Here is a 19,827-nt window from a genome sequence, read left to right on the forward strand (position 1 = left end):
CCAGGTGAACAGCATGTTCGCGTTGATGCCATTCTCCCGGGCCAGCTTCGCGACCGATACGCCAGGCTCGCAAGCGGCCGCTGCCAGTCGCTCACGAAGCTCACGGGGGTAATTCGGGCGCCCCGTTCGGGTACCCGGCTTCTTCTCTGCAGACTGTGTCAAAGTGATGCCCATCAGATCGGAAATGATGGACATCACTTTGATTTCGCCCTCAGTCACCGTCTATAACGGCCGGAACGAGCCGCTTACATTGTTCCAGTGGAAGGACTACCATCACGAAGCCCGCCACAGGACTATGACCCTGACGGCGGACGAGTTCATTCGCCGCTTCCTGCTGCACGTGCTGCCCGTTGGCTTCAAGCGCATCCGCAGCTACGGGTGGCTCGCCAACCGTCACCGGGCGGAGAGCCTGGCCACCTGCCGGCGGCTGCTCGGCGTCGAGCCGCCCGTCGCTGCGTCGCCCATCATCGCGGAAGACTACCGCTACCGTTACCAGCAGCTCACCGGCAGGTCACTGCGCGATTGCCCCGCGTGCGGCAAGGGCACATGGTCCGCCGCATCGAAGGCGCGCTGCCTGGCGACACGCCTGGCGCCCTCGCGCGGGCGCCTCCCGGCCCATGTGCGCTGATCCGCATCAGCACCATCCCCGCGCACGTTGGTCTTCCCCATGCGGCCAACGCGAACCCACTCGCGCTCTGGCGTCGTCGCACCTTCACAATGCCGCAAAACACCGCACTCCTTACCCATTGGCATCCGCATTTGCGCTGGCTTTGCGCGACCGGCCCGGCCAACCACCCGGTTCTGGCGCGCGCCGCCCCTGCGCAGGCCATCACAAATCACCGCGCCGTTCATTCAATGCCCATAAAGGCCAACGCCTGCGGAGCAGGTTTAGCACAAACATCCTTTTTTGATTACCGATCGCGGACCGGCCCCGACCGACCTGTTTGCGCGTCAGTGGCCGCGATCGTCAACCAAAAAAAAATTTCTGCTATAGCAGTTATATCCTATCTATGGCCACCCGCGATTTGCAACCTCTTGTTCTAATGACTTCGTGGCTTGCGCAAATCTATCGGGAATCGCTGTTACGAGATGAAGAGCGCATCGGACGATCCTCAAAATGTCGGCAGCTGCTTTCAGCGATAGGATTCACCAGGTTCTTCGTCCGATCGCTGTGCCGTTAAGTCATCGGATGCCAGCAGTCGCAAAACCTTGTTGCGTGAAACGATGGATCAGTCCGCGAGCCCCAGCCGCGACGCGTCGTGCGCGGTGTGCTTTGTCGGCACCGCTCAGGCGATACGCGCGGGCTTGTTGGCGACGGCGCATTTGACGACGTTCGGGTGATTCTCCTCGCGAATATCACGCATTTGCAGGTCGCTGGAATACGGCCATGCAGGAATGACGGGCACGCGGGGTGCCCGTGTCCCTTTCGGTCAACGCAGCGTTCTGAAAGACTCCCGGATTTCGGAGGTGTAAAGCACCGGCTGTTCCCACGCGGCGAAGTGAGTACCTTTGGGAAGCTTGTTGTAGTGAATGAGCTCGGGATACGCTTTTTCCGCCCAACTGCGCGGGGCGGTGTAGATCTCTTGCGGAAACGCGCTCACCGCCACCGGGATCCTGGTGACGCCTTTGACGTCGAAAAAGCCCTTCTTCGCCGTGGCGCTGGCATCCCAATAGAGACGCGCCGAAGACACCGCCGTTTTCGTCAACCAATAGAGTGTGATGTTGTCGAGGATGTCATCGGGGGAGAGTCCTTCGGGTTGTCCGGCGATCGAGCGTGCGATCATTGCATAGCTGCTTGCGTCGTGATCGAGTATCCATGCGGCCAAGCCAATCGGTGAATCCTCGAGCCCGTATAGCGTCTGCGGGCGGAGTGACATCTCGGTGGCGTAACCCAGCCCTTTCTTATAGAAAAGGTCCAACTGGTTCCACGCGTTCTGTTCCTCGGTTGAGAGCCCTGCCGGCGCCGGCTCGTGGAAACTGAGTGCCCTGGAAATGTCGGCTGGAACGGTACCAGGCATGTTCGAATGATAGCCGAGCAATTCCGGAGGTGCCTGCACGCCCAACTCGTCGCCGACCTGCGCACCAACATCTCCGCCCGCCGCCGCAAAGCGCGTGTATCCAAGGCGCTTCATCAGCGTAACCCACGCGTGAGCGATACGTGGTATGTCCCAGCCCGGGGTGGTTGGTTTTCCTGAGAATCCGAAACCCGGCAGCGATGGAATCACAACGTCGAACGCATCCGATGCGATCGCGCCGTGCGCAGTGGGATTGGTGAGCGGATCGATGATCTTCAACTGCTCGATGATCGATCCGGGCCAACCGTGCGTGACAATGAGCGGCAACGCGTTTTCATGCTTCGAACGAACGTGAATGAAATGAATGTCGAGGCCATCGATCTCGGTAATGAAATGCGGCAGCGCGTTCAGCTTCGCCTCGCATTTGTACCAGTCGTAGTCCGTTCCCCAATAGCGTGCGAGTTTCTGGATCGTCACAAGCTGGACGCCTTGCGATGCATCTGCGACCGTTTCCCGCTTTGGCCACCGAGTCGCCTTGATACGCCTTTTCAGATCGGTGAGTTGCGATTCTGGCGCATGCACACGGAGCGTGCGAATCGCGGCCTTGTCACTACCGGTAGACGGTGCGGCTTCAATGATGGCTTGATTCGTTTCCGCGAAAGCGAGCCGGCTCAATGAGGCGGCAGCAACGGCCGCCGTTGCGACACCAATAAGTCGACGGCGCGACGGGGTTTGGAGAGAGATATCGTTTGGCATACACGTTCCAATTCTCAATACATACGGGCAAGCGGAGCGATGACTGTCGCAGGGAAGCAATAACCCGGGGAAATGCTTTCACGATTACCCCATTCGACCCATGTACGCGCGCAGCTAATTGGCAAACCTCACTTCGATACCGCTCTGACCAACCGCTAACCGTAGTTCGCGACAGTTGAAGGCATTGTGTATGCGGACGATCCATGGGTAAACTCCCAAAGTAGAAGAACAGTTGTGTCGTTCGGGAATAAAATCGCACTGCGTTCAGCGCAAAGGACCAAGCGGGGTGGTTAAACGGCAGGACCCCTGCAAAACGTTACCGATACCATCCTCTTATTGATCTATCGTTCGAGCCATACATGCGCTCAGCGCAGACCCGGGAGACTTGCCGCGGCGCAGCAATCACCTGGCGTGTCGCATTGGCCGCTAAGTCCGTGCGAAGCGCGCAACTACTCCAAGTGAGAGAGCCATGCGTAAGTTCGAGGATGCCGCTTTCGCGGGCGGGTTCACGATCACATCTTTCTGGGTGCTGCCCATGAGAACATGGCAACAATGGAAGCACCGATGTTGCAGAGTCTGGAACAGCAGCAAGCACAATGGCCGGAAAGTATTGGCCATTTTTCAAGTCAGACATTGCCGAACGCTACCCTGTCTCGGATTCTGACCAGTCAGTGGGCGGCGTGAGGCACGGGCAAAGTGCGACAGAGCGCCTCAAGATGCTGCGCGATGTGCGGACTCGTCGGGTTGACTAGTACCACAATGTTAAAAAACAAGGCTTATTCGCTTGTCTTCAAGAAAGTTTTTAGGAATGCGAATGGACTAATCATCTTCGAAACGGTTCGATGAATATGTGTCGCTGATGGCCCAGTCGCTGGGGGCACCGATTCGCTCGGGCCGCAGGTTGTGGAGTATCAGCAGCGAGCGGATGCGGTTGCTATGGACAGTGCGCTCCTAGCGCAGGCGATCGAGTTCACGGTGTACTCGCCGCTCATCTTCATGTTCGGGAGTCGGGATGCGCGTGTTGCAGCTCGTATTTTCTGCTAATGGTGTTCACAGAAGCGCTAATGTGCCCACTAATTTGGGGAGTGGACAAAATCCGGGGGAGGTAGGCATAGACTACACTGCAACCGTTGACTCGCTGGGGAGACGGCCATGAAACTAGGTTGGAACATACTTCTGCAGCGGCAAGGAACGAGCGACACGATCGCTGTTTGCACGGTGCAGCGGCCGTTGATTGACGCGACGCCTGCCGATTTCGGGTTGTCTCTTGTCGAAGGCCGCCAGATTCTGGCAGCCCTGCAGCAACTTGTAGCGCAAGATCAGATCAACGCCTATGACAGGCTTCGTCGAAACTGCCGAGAATGCGGCAGCTATCGGCGCATCAAGGATTGGTGTTCCCGGACCTTTGCGACCGCAATTGGCAACGTTCAAGTCAAGGTGCCGCGAGTTATATCCTGCTTATGCACCCCTGAGCCGTACGACGAAAACGGGGACTCTATCGATCTACGATTTTCAGAGTGCTCAATTGAGCCCCTTCTGCCGACGCGACGTACACCAGAATTAACATACCTGTGTGCGAAACACGGAGCATCCGATTCCTATCGCGAGGCTGCGCGTTCCGTCGCTGACCTGGCCGGACTAAAGAAGCTGTCGCACAGTACAGTCCGTAAAGACACCGTTCAGTGCGGAGAATACGTTGAGAATGAACAATTTCGGATCGGATGGCTAGCTGGCGCGCGCAAACGCAACAGAGCCGGCCACCTGCGGATCGCGATTGACGGAACGGTATTGAGCGCCAACCAGTTCCAGGAAGTCCGCAAATTCGAAGTCATCGCCGGCAGGGTCGAGCGCGATGGCCAAGTATCCCGAAGATTTGTGTCTGCTTTGCAGCGGCCAAGCTTGACCCGGGTTCTTGTGGCAGGCGCCCTTGACCAATGTGGCTGGGTTCCATCTACCATGATCGATGTTATCTCAGATGGGGCTCGCGGAATGCGCTCGCTGGTGACATCACTAGCCCCTCGTGTATCGCCGAGGATTCTTGACTGGTTTCACGTCAGCATGAAACTGCACGCGATACGGACTTCCATTTGTGCATGTAACTATTTTTCCGAAAGACCGGAAATCATCCAGCGATCGGAGCGCCTCCTCACCAAGGTACGCGATGCGCTGTGGCGCGGTCGCGGTGAGACCGCAATCGAGATGCTCCGCACAATGAGCGCCACTCTCGCTATCGCTTCAGAACAACTACCGTTCTTCTACCGACTCACTTCAGGGACAGCTTATCGTGCAACGGGCCGCCTGCTCACATTCCTGGAGCATAACAAAACGGATCTGGTCGACTATCAACGTGCCCGTACGGAAGGACGACGCGTTTCGTCGGCGTCTGCGGAGTCGGTCATGAATCACTTGATCAATCGTCGCTTATCAAAGCGACAACAGATGCGTTGGTCCATGAAGGGGGCGCACTATCTACTCCAGACTCGCGTGGGTTTGCTTGACGGCAGGTTGCAGAGCTGTTTCATGAAGCGTTTTCCGCACTTCAGGTAGCCCGAGGTCATCTAACACAGAACTGAACGCTCCCCCACTTTTCGTCCACTCCCGTTGCTTGTGCACATCTGCGCGAGCCTGCGGCGCATCGGCGTGGGTCTCGCATGTGCTATCGCACTCGGCGTGCTGCTCGGTTTCGTGATCGGGCGCATCAAGGCGATCGAAGCCGCTCTTTCGCCTGCGCTGCAATTCTTGCGGATGATCTCACCGCTCTCGTGGATGCCGATCGCTGTCATGTCGCTCGGCGTCGGCGATCCGCCCGTCTACTTTTTGCTCGCGTTCGCCGCCGTCGGGCCCATCGTCATGAGCACCGCGGCGGGCGTGCAGCAGATCGATACGCGCTGGGTGCAGCTTGGCGAGAGTCTCGCCGCGACGCACGCCGAAATGATCTGGCATGTCTATGTGCCGGGCATCGCCGCACACGTCCTGACCGGCGTGCGACTCGCGCTCGGCGTGCTGTGGATCGTACTCGTGCCCGCCGAAATGCTCGGTGTGAGTTCGGGCCTCGGCTATCTCATCCTCGATACGCGCGACCGGCTCGCGTACCCGGAACTCGTAGCCGTTGTCCTCGTCATCGGTGCACTGGGCTTCCTGATTGACTACGCGGCGCGTAGCCTTTATCACCGCTTCGGTGCGCGGCCGATGCAGGACTAGTGCACGTCGCTTCGGATGTTCAACGCCGCTTTCGCGCCGAGAGGCATGCCACAGGAGACGTGCTCGGCGGCCTCAAACAGGCGCGTTAGTCTCGTGTCTCGTTACGCTTAACAGCTTGCGCACGATACTGTCGAGTGGCGTGTCCGGGCCGAATTGCGCCGCCACGCCATGCGCAACGAGCCGCGCATGATCCGCGCGCGGGACAATCCCGCCCACGACGACTGGCGCGTCGATATCGGTCGCACGCAGTGCGTCGATCAGCGCTGGAACGAGGCTCAGATGCGCGCCCGCGAGGGTCGAGACGCCGACGATGTCGGGCGAGCGCGAGGTCGCCCATTGCGCGGCCTGTCCGGGTGTCACAAAGAGCGGACCAATCTCCGCCTCGAAGCCTGCGTCGGCGAGCGCGGCGGCCACCACGCGCACGCCACGATCATGGCCGTCCTGGCCGAGCTTGAGCAGAACGATGCGAGGCGCGCGGCCGCGCGATCGCCGCCACTTCGCTACGCCGTCCTTCGCTGCCTCCCAGGCGGCATCGCCTGCACGAGCACGCGCCCAGGCGCGCCGGTCCGCTCGTAACGGCGCGCTCCAGCGCGGCCAAACCTGTTCGAGCGCCGATGTACATTCGCCGACCGTTGCGCGCGCACGCATTGCGTCGATTGTCGCCGCGAGCAGATTGCCCTCGCCGCTTCTCGCGACCTCCGCGAGCCGCTCGAGCGTGGCGCGCACTCGCTGTGGATCGCGACTCGCACGCAGCCGCCGGAGCCTGTCGGCCTGAAGCGAGCGTATCTTCCGTGCATCGACATCGAGGCTTTCGCTTTCGTCGTCGTGCGGCACCCGGAAGCGATTGACACCGATAACCGCGCGTTCACCTGAATCAGTCTGCGCCTGAATCCGCGCCGCACCCTCGTGCACGCGCGCCTCGACCCAGCCCGACTCGACTGCCGCTATCACGCCGCCTTGCGCGGCGATTTGCACGAGCATCTCGCGCACCGCTTCTACGGTGCGCGCCGTGAGCGCTTCCATCAGATACGAGCCTGCCCAGGGGTCGACTACGTCGCAAAGGCCCATCTCGTGCTGCAGGATCAATTGCGTGTCGCGCGCAAGCGCCGCTGCGTCCTCGCCAGGCAACGAAAGCGCCTCGTCCCACGCGTTCGTATGCAGCGATTGCGTGCCGCCGAACACCGCGGCCATCGCCTCGACTGTGGTACGCACGATGTTGTTCTGCGCGCGCCGCGCAGTCAGCGTCGAACCAGCAGTCTGACAATGCATGCGCAACTGCATGGCACGCGGGTCTCGCGCGCCGAGCGAGCGTGCGAGTTCGGCCCATAGCACGCGCGCGGCGCGCAGCTTGGCAATTTCGCCGAAGAAGTCGCGCCCCGCTGCGAAGAAGAAGCTCAACCGGCGGCAAGCGCGATCGGCATCGACGCCTGCCCCGACCAGCCGCCGCACGTACTCGCTTGCATTCGCGAGCGTGAGGGCGAGTTCGAGCACGCCGTCCGCGCCGGCTTCCTGGATGTGATAACCGGAAATCGACATCGCATGGAAATGCGGCATGTGCTCCATCACGTAGCGCACCACGTCCGTTGCGATCCGCATGGAAGGCTCGGGTGCAAAAATGTACGTGTTGCGCACCATGAATTCCTTGAGAATGTCGTTCTGGACGGTGCCGCGCAACTGCGCGGCGCTCACGCCCGCCTCCTGCGCCGCGACGATGTATGCCGCGAGCACCGGCAGTACCGCGCCGCTCATCGTCATGGAAACGGAAACGCGGTCGAGCGCAACGCCTTCGAACAGACGTGCCATGTCTTCCACAGAATCGATGGCGACACCGGCCACGCCCACGTCCGCAGCCATATCCGCGTGATCGGAGTCGTAACCACGATGAGTCGGCAAGTCGAAGGCGACCGAAAGCCCCACGGCGCCCGCCTCCAGCGCGCGCCGGTACGCGAGATTCGATACGGCGGCGTCGGCGCGACCCGAGTATTGCCGGATCGTCCACGGACGCTCGGTGTACATGGACGCGTGCACGCCACGTATGTAGGGATACTCGCCCGGCCGCGCGTCGAGCCACGGCACGCCTTCGAGATCGGCCGCGGTGTAGAGCGGCTTGCGCGGCAAGGACATCGTGTCATTCATGAGACCACCGTTTGTGCGTAACGACATCGGCAATGCGCACGCCGTCCGCCGCGCGCGCTATCGAGCACCAGTGCGAAAGGCCGCCATGGTCGGCGTGACGCGCGCCGAATGAAAGCATCAGGCGATCGCCCACGTTTGCGTTGCCGTATAACGCCATGTCGCGTTCGACGAGACACGGTGGCGCAGAATTCGACGCCGAGCGCCAGTGCCATTCGGCGCGCTCGACCATCGACTGAAAGCTCGCGAAGTAAAGGAGATGCGCGCCGTTGAAATCGAGCGACGGGCACGGCAGGTACTCGACAACATGCTGCGCGGCGTGTCCCGCCCGGTCGAGCCGGCCATGACGCGTCCACTCGCCGGTGCGAAAGCGCTTCGCCTGGCCGGCGAGGTCTGCCGCCGCAGCCGGTGTTGCACGCAGTGGCGCGCCACCGAACATCGCTCTGCATACCGAACGGTTGTCGCCACTGCGCTCGCGGCGAACAAACGTGGAGATCATCTCCACGCTTGCGATGGCACTCTCCGGCGTGAACACGCGAAAGACGCCAAAATGCCGCGCGAACGCGATGCGTTGCACGTCGGCTTCGATCGCGAAGCGCTGATGCTCGCCAACCTCTTCGAGTCGCGCCTCGCGCACGCGGATCGCCGTGAACGCGGCATACGACTTTCGCCCTTCGTCGTCGTAGAAGTCCGGTGAGGCGACACCTGCCTGCTGCGCAAGCGCGTTCCAGTGCAATTGCCCGCAAGTGCGCAGAAGCCACTGCTCCGAGAGGCCCGCGAAGGCCAGCTCGGGCATGCCGGCGACGTACTGCGTGCGGGACGCGCCCTGTGCTTTCGTGCGCGCGGGTGCACGCGCCTTCTCAGGCCGCGCGCGCATCAGGCCTCGCCTGCGCCGCAATCCGGTCCGCGAGATACGCGGCGTCGCGCGCAACGCCCGAGAAGCGCCCGGAACCCCAGGTATGCTGCCACGGCAGGCCAAGAAAATAGAGGCCGTTCTGCGCCGTCACACCGCGTACATGCCCCGGATAGCCACGCCCGTTGAACACCGGCAGGTCGATCCAGCTGAAGTCTGGCCGAAAGCCGATGCACCAGACAATGCTGCCGATGGCGCTCGCCGCGAGATCGAGCCACTCGCGCTCCGCTTGCGGCGCCCAGAGCGGTTGATAAGAGTTGCCAGGCGGCGCGCTGATGCCCTGTTGCGCGATGAATCTGTCGATCGACGCATTGATGCGGTTATACGTGGCGTCGGCACTGTCGAGATTCTCTTGCAGGTTCGGCGCGAATCGCAGCTTCCCGTCGGCATAGTCCTCGAGCACACCGTAAAGCTCCATGCCTTCGTGCGCGAACTTGCGCAAGTCGATGTCGCGTCCGCCGTCGCGCCCCGTCACGTAGTGATTGGTGTTGTCGCGCACGCCCTCACGCAGCGGATGTTCCTCGACCGGCATGTCGTAGTACTTCATGTCGGCAAGCCAGTCGACCACGTCTCGGCCGCGATAGAAGCGCGCGCAGCGCGGCGCCTCGCCCACTGCGAGCACGACCTTGCGGCCAGCGAGATGCAGGTCTTCGGCGATCTGCGCGCCCGACTGCCCCGAGCCGACCACAAGCACGGCACCTTCGGGCAAAGCTTCCGGCGTGCGATATTCCGACGACTGGATCTGTACGACATGGGCGGGCAGCCGCTCGGCCATGCGCGGCACAATCGGCGTGTGGTAGCCGCCCGAGGCCACCACGACCTGGTCGGCGCTCAGTGCGCCGTCCGAGGTCTGCACGAGAAAACCGCCCTGCGGACGGCGTGCTACGCGCGTCACGGCCACGCCTTCGCGCACGGGCGCATCGACGTGACGCACGAAGCCGTCGAGCCACGCGATGATCTCGTCCTTCTTCATGAAGCCGTGCGGATCGTCGCCGCGATAGGGATAGTCTGGCAATGCACACTGCCAGTTCGGCGTAACGAGGCAGAACGCATCCCAGCGCTGCGCGCGCCATGCGTGCGTGACGGAGCGCTTTTCGAGGACGACATGATCGATGCCGGACTGCTTGAGGTAATAGCTCATCGAGAGGCCGGCTTGACCGCCGCCGACAATGGCGACGCTGACATGGGCCTCGGCGGCAGGTGCCTGAATGGACATAAGAATCTCCTTAAGCAACGTTCGCGGCGGTCACGCCGCCGCGACGCTGTGAATCAATCGACGCTCACGACAGTGACAAGCGCCGCCGGTTGCGAACGGAATGGCTGTGCTGTGCGCTCGATCACGTCCCACTGATCGAGCGCGGACGAACACGCGTAGCCGAACTTCTGGCGCACGCGTTCGGACGCCGCGGCCAACGCGTCGTGCGTCGCATCGAGAAAGGCGTCGAGCGGATAGTCGCCGGGCCGCAGATAGTCTCGGACAACGGTCGAGGGCGAATAGCAACGCGCTTCGGTGCCGTCCGGCCAGCGCACGACGAAATGAGTGACGGGCATGGTGGGGTCCTGGTCGGGTGCTACGAAGATTGGTTTGCAAATGCACGCGTCGCACGCCGATCCGCGGGCACGATGAAAGTCTGCGCGTCCAGCCGCCAGACGCTGCGCGTCTCGGCCTGCCAGCGCACGTCTACCGAGGGCTCAGGCTGCATCTCGCCGATCCCGGCGCATGCAATGCCGCGCCCCTCGAACCGTGCGATCACTTCGGCTACATGTTCTTCGCGCACGCTCAGCAAGTAGCCGTAGCTCGGAAAGATCTGGAGCCAGCGCGAGAGCGGCACGCCGTCGGGTTTCGGCAAGCGGGCGAGATCGATCACGACGCCCACCCGAGAGCACTCGGCCAGCATCATCGCGGTGCCGACGATACCGGCCATACTGATATCCTTCGCCGCCACGCACAGGCCGTCCTCCGCGATCTGCGCGAGCAGCGCAAGATCGCCGCGCAGACGTTCGGCCGGCGCTTCGGTGGCCGCGTTCCAGTAGGGATACGGTTCGACGAATGCGCCGCGCAAATCGACCGCCATCAGCAGCCTGTCGCCCGAGCGTGCCTCGAAGCTCGATAGCAGGCGCTTCGCGCGGCCAAGGATCGCGACTGCGAGTTGTGTGCGGTCGCTGCGCGCGTTGCTGTGCCCGCCCACAATAGGCACGCCGAGTTGGCGGGACGCCGCCGCCATGCCTTCGAGCACCTGCGCAGCGGGTGCGATGCCCTGGCTCCAGATCACGTCGACGACCGCAATCGGCCGCCCGCCCATCGCGCAGACATCGCTCACGTTCACGAGCACCGAGCAATAGCCCGCGAACCACGGCATCGCCTCGATCAGGTCGCTCACCATGCCCTCCGCGGCAAACAGCAGGTAGCCGTCGCCGTCGGGAATCGCGGCGCAATCGTCACCGGCGGCCATCACCACGGATGCGTCGTGGCCCGCGTCGAGCGCGGCGAGCATCGGCGCGATGTCGGTCTTGTGCGCAAGGCCGCGGCTCGCCCGGATCGTCTCCACGATTGCGTCGAGCGTCATGCGGCCCTCCGCTGGTCAATGGTGAATCCCGCATAGGGCGTTGCGCACGGCGGATAGTGCGCAAGATCGGCCCGCATGACGTGATGCGCGCGCCCGAACACGATCACCTCTTCGAGCGTGCACCAGTGCAAACGACGGAAGAGCGGCGCGTTCTGCGCCTGCACGCGCGCGAGAAACGTCGTGCAGCCAAGCGCGTGGGCGCTGCTCACGGCGAGACGGATCAGTGTCGCGCCGATGCGCCCGTGCCGGCGAAAATCCGCGCGCACGGCAAGCCGCGAGCCGTACCAGACCGATGCATCCGCGGGATCGCGATGAATGCGCACGGTGCCCACCACCCGAGGCGCCGCGCCGCCGGCGCCTTGCACGGCGACGAGCAGTTGCGCAGCGTCGTCAATTTCGTCTCGATCATCTCCTTCGAAAACGCCTTGCTCTTCGCAAAACACGGCACGGCGTATCGCCAATGCTTCTTCGCGCTCCCACGGCTCGCTGGCCCAGCGCACGACGATCTCCTCGTCGGTATCGTGCGACGCACTCATGCCGCCACCTTTTCGAATGAAGCGAGCGACGAGCATGCGCCGCATTTGCCGCAGCCCGCCTTGATGTCGTCGGCGCGCAGGCCCGCTTCGCGCACCATCGCCCCGAGCGGTGCGAGAATCGAGCGCATGAATTCGGGCGTAGGCGGCGCGTGATCTTCGAGCGGCGTGCCCGCAATGGGCACGAACGGCACCACGAACGGATAGACGCCGATACGCACGAGTTGCTGCGCGGTATCGAGAATACGCTGCGGCGTGTCGCCCAGACCCGCGAGGAGGTACGTGCTCACCTGGCCGCGCCCGAACACCCGCACGGCCGCTTCGAACGCTTCCATGTAGCGGCTCACGGGCACCGACGCCTTGCCGGGCATGATGCGCGCGCGTTCGGCCTCGCCGATCACTTCCAGATGCATCCCAAGCGTGTCGATGCCCGCGTCGCGCATGCGCCCAAACCAGGTGTCGTCATCGGGCGGCTCGCATTGCGCCTGAATCGGCAGATTGACCGCGCGCTTGATTGCCCGCGCGCTTTCGCAAAGAATCGCCGCGCCGCGGTCGGGCGTGGCTGGCGTGCCCGTCGTGAGCACCATGTGCTTCACGTTGTCGAGCAGCACCGCCGCGCGCGCCACTTCGGCGAGTTGCTCCGGGGTCTTGCGCGCAATCGTGCGACCCGCTGCGAGCGACTGTCCGATTGCGCAGAACTTGCAGGCCTTCTTGCGGCTCTCGTAACGGATGCAGGTCTGCAGCACCGTCGTCGCGAGCACATCGGTGCCGTGCAGCGTCGCTATGTGCGAGTACGGCACGCCATCGAGTGTCTGCAGCTTGTAGAAGCGCGGGGGCTTCGCGAATGCGATCTGCGCGACGGGAATACTGCCGCGTCTGAGCACGCTCACACCGGCATCGTCGGGCGCATCCGCAACGAATGCAGACCGGTGCGCGCCGTGCGTATGGACCGGCACCATGAGCGCAACGCCGTCGATCACGACGGCCTTGTGGTCCGACGGACCCGCGCCTCCGCGGCGCGACAGGCCCGTCGACTCCGGCTCGGCCAGACGCAGCCCGCTCGACTGAAGTTCAGTCAAGAGTTGCAGGTTCGATTCCGGCAGGTTGACGCTGGCATTCATCGTGGGCACTCCTGGTGGGGACGACTGGGGCGACGCTCGCCTCGTCGAGAGAAAACACGGGCGTGGCGGGCCGCTCGTTGATCGCGAGGCTCAACAGCTCGGGCCGCGCATAGTGGCCGACCGAGTCCATCATGCGTTTGCGCTTGGTGATGAGCGCCATGTCGAGATCGGCGATCACCATGCCTTCGCCCTCGCGCAGCGGCGCGGCCAGATGCTGGCCCTCCGGCGAGACGATTGCGGCATTGCAGCCGCCACGCAGCGCTTTTTGCAGCTTGGGATCCGTCGTGATCGATTCGATCTGCGCGTCGCTGAGCCATCCAGTTGCGTTTACAACGAAACAGCCCGACTCCAGCGCGTGATGGCGAATCGTTACTTCGATCTGCTCGGAGAAGATCGGCCCGACGAGCGAGCCCGGGAACTGGCTGCAGTGGATCTCTTCGTGCTGTGTCATCAGCGCGTAGCGCGCGAGCGGGTTGTAATGCTCCCAGCACGCGAGCGCCCCCACGCGCCCCACGGCCGTTTCCGCGACCTTCAGGCCTGCAGCGTCGCCCTGCCCCCATATCATGCGTTCGTGGAAAGTGGGAGTGATTTTGCGGCGCTTCACCTTGATCTGGCCGTCCGCGTCGAAAATCAGCTGCGTGTTGTAGAGGCTGCCGTGATCGCGCTCGTTCACGCCGAGCACGATCACCATGCCGTACTGGCGTGCAAGCGAGGCCACCGTGTCCGTAACGGGCCCGGGTATCGCCACCGCCTCCTCGTACAGCCGCAGATGCTCGGCGCCCGATTGCACGGGTGGCAGTACGAACGAGAAATACGGGTAGTACGGCAGAAACGTTTCGGGAAACACGGCAAGCTGCACGCCCTCGCGCGCCGCGGCGACGATGGCCTCGCCCACGCGCTCGAGCGTTCCCGCGCCAGACTCGAGATCCGGCGCGATTTGCACCGCCGCCGCGCGGACAATGCGCTTCGTGGATGTGATCGACATGGCGATACCCGTGTGCGTTCAAACAGTCCAGGTATCGATCACGAGCGCGTTCGACTTTCGATGCAGCAGCTTCAGGTCGAGCACGTCGAGCGGATTGATGGGCCGCACGCCTTCGATCAGCGCGGACTCGCTCTGGCCATAGAGCGCCTGCAGCGCGAAGCGGCACGCGTAGACCTTGCCGCCTTCGGCCATGAACTTCATCAACTGGTTGTTGAAGTTCAGATGGCCCGGAAACGCTTCTGCGCCAAGCGTGGGAAAGCCGCGCTGCACGCCCAGCATCACACCGGGACCGTAAAGCAGGATCGAGGTTTCGAAGCCCTTGCGTTGCAGACGCGTGGCTTGCAGCATGTTGACGAAACCGATGGAACCTTCGAATGCGACCGTGTGGAACGTAACGAGCGCTTTCTCGCCGGGTTCCGCCTTGACGTCCTCGAACACCTTCTCTTCGTAATCGACGAGGAAGTCGCCGGTCTTGTGGGCGGGCGTGGTGATGGCGGGCATTGCGTGACTCCGTTCAATAATTGAGGACTGTGGCCGACCTGTGGCCGGCGTCTCTCTTATCGCAACGGGTATGCCATCAATCGGCACGCTTCATGCGATCAATTGGCAATCAATGCCACGTGCCGCGAATGATCCAGACGATTTTTTTTGTGAAGCGCGTGCCAGGCACGTATGCGCGCCGCGCCCCGCCGTTGTTGTGATCCGGCACGCGCCCCGGCGCGGGGCAATGCGCATTCGCTTCAGGTGCACGCGTGCATCAATTCGGATCATTCAATGCGATCGCATGCGATCAATTGTTTATTTTCCGGCGTCCGTTCTCACTAGAATGAATGGGCCCACTTTTGGAGGCGCCTGCGCGCACGTCCATGACGAACATCACTGCCCATTGGCTCAAACGGCTAGCCGAAAGCGACAAGCCCGTTTATCAGACCATTCCCGACCTCATCGAAGAAGATGTGGCGAGCGGCCGTCTGCGCCCGCGCGACCGCCTGCCCGCGCTGCGCGATCTTTCGGATGCGCTGAAGATCAATTACACGACGCTCGCGCGAGGGTATGCGGAGGCGCGCAAGCGCGGCCTGATCGACTCGCGCGCAGGCAGCGGCTCGTACGTGCGCGGAAGGCCACCCGCGGTGCCGCTGCGCGCGGGCACCTCGCTCGAAATGACCATGAACATGCCGCCCGAGCCGCCGGAAATGACGGCGCTGCTCGCGGAGTCGGCGGCGCAGATCATTGGCGCGGCCGACCCGTGGTCGATGTTGCGCTATCAGGATTTTGGCGGCTCGCAGTTCGAGCGCAGCATGGCGAGCCAGTGGCTGCGTCACACCCTGCCTTCGCACCGCGAGGATGCGCTGCTGGTGTGCCCAGGCATACACAACGCGCTCGTCGCGCTGCTGCTGCGGCTCGTGAAGCCCGGTGAAGCGATCTGCACCGATTGCCTCGCGTATCCGGGCTTGAAGGTGATCGCGAATCAGCTTGGCATGCCGCTCGCGCCGCTGCCGCGCGATGACGAGGGTCTGAGTGCCACGGCGTTCGAGGTGCTTTGCAAGACGCGCAAGCCGGGCGTGCTCTACTGCAATCCCTCGCTGCAGAATCCGACCACGCGCACGCTCTCGCAGAACCGCCGCGAGCATATCGCCGATATCGCGCTGCGCTACAACGTGCCGATCATCGAGGACGACGCCTACGGCATGCTCTCTGAAACGCCGCCCGTGGCGCTCGCCACGCTCGCACCGGAGCTGACCTACTACGTGACCGGGATGTCGAAGTGCTTTGGCGCGGGGTTGCGTGTGGCCTTCGTCGTCGCACCGAGTGCACGTCACGCCGAACGTCTCTCTGGCGCCCTGCGCGCGACCACGGTGATGGCGAGTCCGTATATGTCACATCTCACGGCGCGCTGGATCGAGAGCGGCATTGCGCAGCAGATGCTCGTGGCGATCCGCCACGAGTGCGAGGTGCGCCAGCATATGGCGGCGCAAATTTTCGCGTCGCGTGCAATCGAGGCGTCCAGGAACTGCTTTCATCTGTGGCTTACGGTGCCCGCCGAAACCGGCTGGAGCGCGTCCGAACTCGCTTCGCATTTGCGCACGAAGCAAATCGGCGTGGTCTCCGGCGCGGCATTTAGCACAGACGGCAATCCGCCCAATGCCGTTCGCATCTGCCTGGGTGGCCCCGGTGACGCGTTTGCGATGGAGGAATCACTACATCTGGTAGCAGACATGCTGGATCATCCGGACAATCTTCATTCCCCCATGCTGTGAGTCGTGGCCGCTACATCTCTGGTAGCACCGCACCCTCTTGACATGGGCAACCGACAGCTCAATGCCAATCGGTTGAATCACACGCGGCCGCTCGCGCAAGTAAATTTGAAAATCATCTTCACGTTCGCCCCGGTAACTCGCGCCGGCGTTAGAGCCGATATAAAGAATGGCGGTTCACCAGGCGTAGAATACGCCCTTCATTTAACGCATCCGGATACGAGCGCATCGCCACGAATACCCTGTAAATCCAGGCTTCGAATGTGTCGTTGGCTGGCGAACCGGCCTGAGCGGCAGCCGGGCGAACAAACAAAGGCGTTATCAGCCTGACGGCAAGAAAGAACGAAGCGCTCCATTCGGCTTTGTACAAGGGTGTACTCCATGCAGCCAGGCATCGGGATAGGGGCGTCTTGCCTGGGCGGCTCGCCAGGCCTGGGGAAGCGTGCACAGTACGGCATCAACTGATTAGTGAACGAAAGAAACATGCAGACCGTTGCGGTACTCGACTTCGAAACAACCGGGCTTTCGCCGAATCTGGGCGACCGCGCTACCGAGATTGCCGTCATCCTCCTGCGTGACGGCCAGATTGTTGATCGTTACCAGAGCTTGATGAACGCAGGACGGCGCATCCCGTCCGATGTCGTTGCGCTCACCGGCATCACGAACGACATGATCGCATCGGCGCCTCCTGTATCGAAAGTCATGAGGGAATCTGCAGCGTTTGTGGGAAACCATCCCGTCGTTGCCCACAACGCCGGTTTCGACAAGCGGTTTTGGCAGGCAGAACTGGGGCTTCTTGGAGTGCCAGCGGAGCATTCATTTGCCTGCACGATGCTCGTCGCCAGGCGGATCTACCCAGGCGCCCAGAGTCACCGCCTTTCTAGTTTGGCGGAGATGCTTCGGCTACCGAAATCGGGTCGTGCTCACCGGGCGATGGTTGACGCTGAGGTCGCCAGCCATCTGTGGTGCCGATTGCAGCACGACATCGCTCAAACTTACGGGCTGAAGCGAATCGATCACGCCCTCATGGCTCGATTGCAGAAAACCAGCAAGGCGAAGGTTGCGACATTTCTGGGTTCACTCTCTAACGACTGAGCCCACAGCGCCGAACAACCTGGACCGCCCCCTCGATCCGTGGGGGGCTGCCAGGGAGGCCTTCCAGAGGCACTGTCGCGTTGTCGTGTTGATGACGCAGTAGCTGATCGAGCGCACCACCCGCTCAGGCTGGCGAGCGTTTTCTCCAGTCCGTGTGAATGGCTTTGGCCATGTAGACGGCCGCCTTTTTGAGCGGACGTCCGTTGGGAGCTGGGCAGTCAGCCATTCTGGGCGGCCTTTTTGTTCCGCGCGCTGCTTGAGGTGGTCCTGAGTTGCCACGTGTGTTCCGTTCGGCGAAGCCGCAAAGCGCCGTAACCTGGGTAGTTGCCTGCCTTACCGATATGCAGATGCGTGCAGGCGGTGGGACTGCGCGTTTCTTCCTATTCAGACGCGGCTCTCACGCGCGGCCGCTGCGAAATCGGGCGTACGTCATGGGCTTTTTTCGCTGGCGATGAAGAAACGGCTTGCCAGAAGGCGTTTTCCTGTTGCGAATCGCGAAAACCGTTGATACGCTAAGCGCCAGCTTAAGACAGTGCAGTAACGCGAGGCGTCGTGCACCGTCTTAAGCGGTTCTCAACCTGATAGAGGAATATTCATGGCAACGAAGACCGCAACGAAAGCCCCGAAGGCTGCAAAATCGCCCGCACCGAAGGCCGCAAAGCCGGCAGCCAGGAAGGCCGCGCCGAAGGCTGTTGCTCCGGCGAAGAAGGCTGCGACCAATGGCGTACTCAAGCCGCTGAAGGAAACGTTCACGAAGACCTCGTTGGCAACGCACGTTGCCGAGCAAGCCGGTGTCGAACCGAAAGCAGCCAAAGCTGTTCTGGCTGCGCTAGAAGACACGATTCTGGGCTCGGTGCATAAGAAGGGTGCAGGTGAGTTCACACTGTCGGGCCTGGTGAAAATCGGAGTCCAGGCTGTCCCGGCGAAGAAAAAGCGCTTCGGCAAGGACCCGTTCACAGGTCAAGACCGCTGGTTCGACGCAAAGCCGGCAACGGTGAAGCTGAAGATTCGCGCGCTGAAGAAGCTGAAGGACGCCGCCGCAGCCTGAGGCCTGTTGCGACGTTGACAGGAAGCCCGCCGAGCGGGCTTTTTTGTTTTCAGGCCGCCGCCACCGCCATCGAGGCCAATCAAGCACTGCTTGCGGGAACCCTAAGCCGCACGGAACTCACCACGGTGCGCCACAATTGCGGCATGCTTCGGCCTCAACCACCGCAAAATATGCACAGCGACGACGTCAAACTTAAGAGGCTAATAGCCGGCGCGTTTGCGACGACGAAGTGAGCGCCGAGTGGCCCATATGTGCCGGCCCATGACCAGACACCCGCAACGATCCACCGTCACATGTTGGGAGCCATTGCTGCCGCTATACTCCAGATCACCCTTCCTCACACTTTCCCGGCATGAAGCGCGTTTCCGTTCGGCACTCTCCCATTCACGGAAAGGGCGTCTTTGCCCTGCGCGTACTCTCCGCCGGCGAGCGCGTCTTTGAGTACAAGGGGCTCGTCACCACCTGGCGGGAAGCGGCCCGTACCTATGCGCGGCGAGCTGACGCTGGGCACACTTTCCTCTTCGGGTTGTCGGACGGGCGCGTCATTGATGGCGGCCGCGGCGGAAACGGCGCAAGGTGGCTCAACCATGCGTGCAAGGCGAACTGCGAGGCGATCGAGCAATCTGGCCGCGTCTACATCAACGCGCTCAGGGACATCGAGGTCGGCGAGGAACTGTTTATCGACTACGCGCTTGAAATCTCGGCGAAATCGCGCGATTCAGTCGGCGAGTACACCTGTCGCTGCGGCGCCAGGCGTTGCCGCGGAACCATGCTTGCTCCGATCTAGCTACGCGCCCCCGACGGTTCCCATCACCGCAGTACGCGGCGACTGCGGGAGCCGGTGCCTCAAGGCGCGCAAGGCTCGGCAAATCAGGCACACCGGCCGCGTCCAAGGCGGTAGCCCGCATTGCATCTAACCGTTGCGATCAATCTGTCCAACTCGCCGCTGTCGCCGAAGTGAACCGCCCCGGGATTTCCGGAGGCTCCACTTCTTGAGAAAATGGAGCTATGGAAAACACCAAGAAGAAGTCCCCAAGGTACTCGCCGGAAGTTCGTGAGCGGGCTGTGCGAATGGTACTGGAACATCAGGGCGACCACGAATCGCAATGGAAAGTGATCGCCTCGATCGCAGCGAAGCTGGGCTGCTCGGGCGAGACGCTGCGTAGCTGGGTGCGCAAGGAAGAGCGGGATCGGGGTTTGCGCCC

The 19,827-nt window shown here is 62.4% G+C and carries 19 protein-coding genes and 2 pseudogenes; 9 read left to right on the forward strand and 12 right to left on the reverse strand.

All coding sequences use genetic code 11. The annotated features are described in order from the left end of the window. Positions 1-195, reverse strand: a 195-nt coding sequence (locus tag M3I54_RS39455) for a transposase (RefSeq protein ID WP_254345499.1), incomplete at its 3' end; no start/stop codon positions are given. Between the two features lie 58 nt (positions 196-253). On the opposite strand from M3I54_RS39455, the pseudogene M3I54_RS45535 reads away from it, so the two are divergent. Then, positions 254-612, forward strand: a pseudogene (locus tag M3I54_RS45535) (transposase); the annotation flags it as partial. A gap of 818 nt (positions 613-1,430) precedes the next feature. Here the strand turns inward: M3I54_RS45535 and M3I54_RS39465 are convergent. Continuing rightward, positions 1,431-2,771 (reverse strand): epoxide hydrolase family protein, encoded by a 1,341-nt coding sequence (locus M3I54_RS39465; RefSeq protein WP_254345500.1) that lies wholly within the window; start codon positions 2,769-2,771, stop codon positions 1,431-1,433. Between the two features lie 543 nt (positions 2,772-3,314). Here M3I54_RS39465 and M3I54_RS39470 point away from each other — a divergent pair. The 3 genes and pseudogenes from M3I54_RS39470 to M3I54_RS39480 all read left to right on the forward strand — a co-directional run. Then, the gene (locus M3I54_RS39470; protein ID WP_254345501.1) at positions 3,315-3,455 is read left to right on the forward strand and encodes a hypothetical protein; all 141 of its coding nucleotides are present in this window, start codon (positions 3,315-3,317) and stop codon (positions 3,453-3,455) included. 468 nt (positions 3,456-3,923) lie between these two features. After that, on the forward strand, positions 3,924-5,318 hold the full coding sequence (locus M3I54_RS39475) for an ISKra4 family transposase (protein WP_254345502.1): 1,395 nt from the start codon (positions 3,924-3,926) through the stop codon (positions 5,316-5,318). 54 nt (positions 5,319-5,372) lie between these two features. Further along, a pseudogene (locus M3I54_RS39480) lies at positions 5,373-5,972 on the forward strand (ABC transporter permease); the annotation flags it as partial. A 72-nt stretch (positions 5,973-6,044) separates the two neighbouring features. Here the strand turns inward: M3I54_RS39480 and scpA are convergent. The 9 genes from scpA to M3I54_RS39525 are packed head-to-tail and all read right to left on the reverse strand — an operon-like array spanning position 6,045 to position 14,725. Further along, on the reverse strand, positions 6,045-8,108 hold the full coding sequence (gene scpA, locus M3I54_RS39485) for a methylmalonyl-CoA mutase (protein ID WP_254345503.1): 2,064 nt from the start codon (positions 8,106-8,108) through the stop codon (positions 6,045-6,047). After that, positions 8,101-8,982 (reverse strand): Pnap_2097 family protein, encoded by an 882-nt coding sequence (locus M3I54_RS39490; protein WP_254345504.1) that lies wholly within the window; start codon positions 8,980-8,982, stop codon positions 8,101-8,103. Before M3I54_RS39490 ends, scpA begins: the two co-directional genes overlap by 8 nt. Further along, positions 8,966-10,234, reverse strand: a complete 1,269-nt coding sequence (locus M3I54_RS39495) for an MSMEG_0569 family flavin-dependent oxidoreductase (RefSeq protein ID WP_254345506.1) — start codon at positions 10,232-10,234, stop codon at positions 8,966-8,968. The genes M3I54_RS39490 and M3I54_RS39495 overlap by 17 nt, the downstream gene beginning before the upstream one ends. Positions 10,235-10,287: 53 nt before the next feature. Further along, the gene (locus M3I54_RS39500; RefSeq protein WP_254345508.1) at positions 10,288-10,569 is read right to left on the reverse strand and encodes an MSMEG_0570 family nitrogen starvation response protein; all 282 of its coding nucleotides are present in this window, start codon (positions 10,567-10,569) and stop codon (positions 10,288-10,290) included. Between the two features lie 20 nt (positions 10,570-10,589). Next, on the reverse strand, positions 10,590-11,585 hold the full coding sequence (locus M3I54_RS39505) for a sll0787 family AIR synthase-like protein (protein WP_254345510.1): 996 nt from the start codon (positions 11,583-11,585) through the stop codon (positions 10,590-10,592). Continuing rightward, positions 11,582-12,121 carry an MSMEG_0567/Sll0786 family nitrogen starvation N-acetyltransferase gene (locus tag M3I54_RS39510; protein WP_254345512.1) on the reverse strand — a complete coding sequence of 180 codons (540 nt, stop codon included), beginning with the start codon at positions 12,119-12,121 and terminating at the stop codon, positions 11,582-11,584. The genes M3I54_RS39505 and M3I54_RS39510 overlap by 4 nt, the downstream gene beginning before the upstream one ends. Beyond that, a complete protein-coding gene (locus M3I54_RS39515; protein WP_254345513.1) occupies positions 12,118-13,239 on the reverse strand; it encodes an MSMEG_0568 family radical SAM protein in 1,122 nt (373 codons plus the stop codon). The genes M3I54_RS39510 and M3I54_RS39515 overlap by 4 nt, the downstream gene beginning before the upstream one ends. After that, positions 13,190-14,224: a Nit6803 family nitrilase gene (locus tag M3I54_RS39520; protein WP_254345515.1), complete on the reverse strand. Its 1,035-nt coding sequence runs from the start codon at positions 14,222-14,224 to the stop codon at positions 13,190-13,192. Before M3I54_RS39520 ends, M3I54_RS39515 begins: the two co-directional genes overlap by 50 nt. Before the next feature lie 18 nt (positions 14,225-14,242). Continuing rightward, positions 14,243-14,725 carry an MSMEG_0572/Sll0783 family nitrogen starvation response protein gene (locus tag M3I54_RS39525; protein ID WP_254345517.1) on the reverse strand — a complete coding sequence of 161 codons (483 nt, stop codon included), beginning with the start codon at positions 14,723-14,725 and terminating at the stop codon, positions 14,243-14,245. Between the two features lie 365 nt (positions 14,726-15,090). Between M3I54_RS39525 and M3I54_RS39530 the strand changes: the two genes are divergently transcribed. Further along, the gene (locus M3I54_RS39530) at positions 15,091-16,482 is read left to right on the forward strand and encodes a PLP-dependent aminotransferase family protein (protein ID WP_254345519.1); all 1,392 of its coding nucleotides are present in this window, start codon (positions 15,091-15,093) and stop codon (positions 16,480-16,482) included. A gap of 148 nt (positions 16,483-16,630) precedes the next feature. On the opposite strand, the gene M3I54_RS39535 is transcribed toward M3I54_RS39530, so the two are convergent. After that, positions 16,631-16,849, reverse strand: a complete 219-nt coding sequence (locus tag M3I54_RS39535; RefSeq protein ID WP_254345520.1) for a hypothetical protein — start codon at positions 16,847-16,849, stop codon at positions 16,631-16,633. A 113-nt stretch (positions 16,850-16,962) separates the two neighbouring features. Between M3I54_RS39535 and M3I54_RS39540 the strand changes: the two genes are divergently transcribed. The 4 genes from M3I54_RS39540 to M3I54_RS39555 all read left to right on the forward strand — a co-directional run. Continuing rightward, positions 16,963-17,574 (forward strand): PolC-type DNA polymerase III, encoded by a 612-nt coding sequence (locus M3I54_RS39540; RefSeq protein WP_254345522.1) that lies wholly within the window; start codon positions 16,963-16,965, stop codon positions 17,572-17,574. Positions 17,575-18,169: 595 nt separating this feature from the next. After that, positions 18,170-18,622 (forward strand): HU family DNA-binding protein, encoded by a 453-nt coding sequence (locus M3I54_RS39545; RefSeq protein ID WP_254345524.1) that lies wholly within the window; start codon positions 18,170-18,172, stop codon positions 18,620-18,622. 352 nt (positions 18,623-18,974) lie between these two features. Further along, on the forward strand, positions 18,975-19,409 hold the full coding sequence (locus M3I54_RS39550; protein WP_254345526.1) for an SET domain-containing protein: 435 nt from the start codon (positions 18,975-18,977) through the stop codon (positions 19,407-19,409). A 221-nt stretch (positions 19,410-19,630) separates the two neighbouring features. Beyond that, the coding region (locus tag M3I54_RS39555; RefSeq protein ID WP_254341894.1) for a transposase at positions 19,631-19,827 on the forward strand (197 nt) is incomplete at its 3' end.

It is taken from the genome of Paraburkholderia sp. CNPSo 3274, assembly GCF_024206475.1.
Lineage (GTDB): Bacteria > Pseudomonadota > Gammaproteobacteria > Burkholderiales > Burkholderiaceae > Paraburkholderia.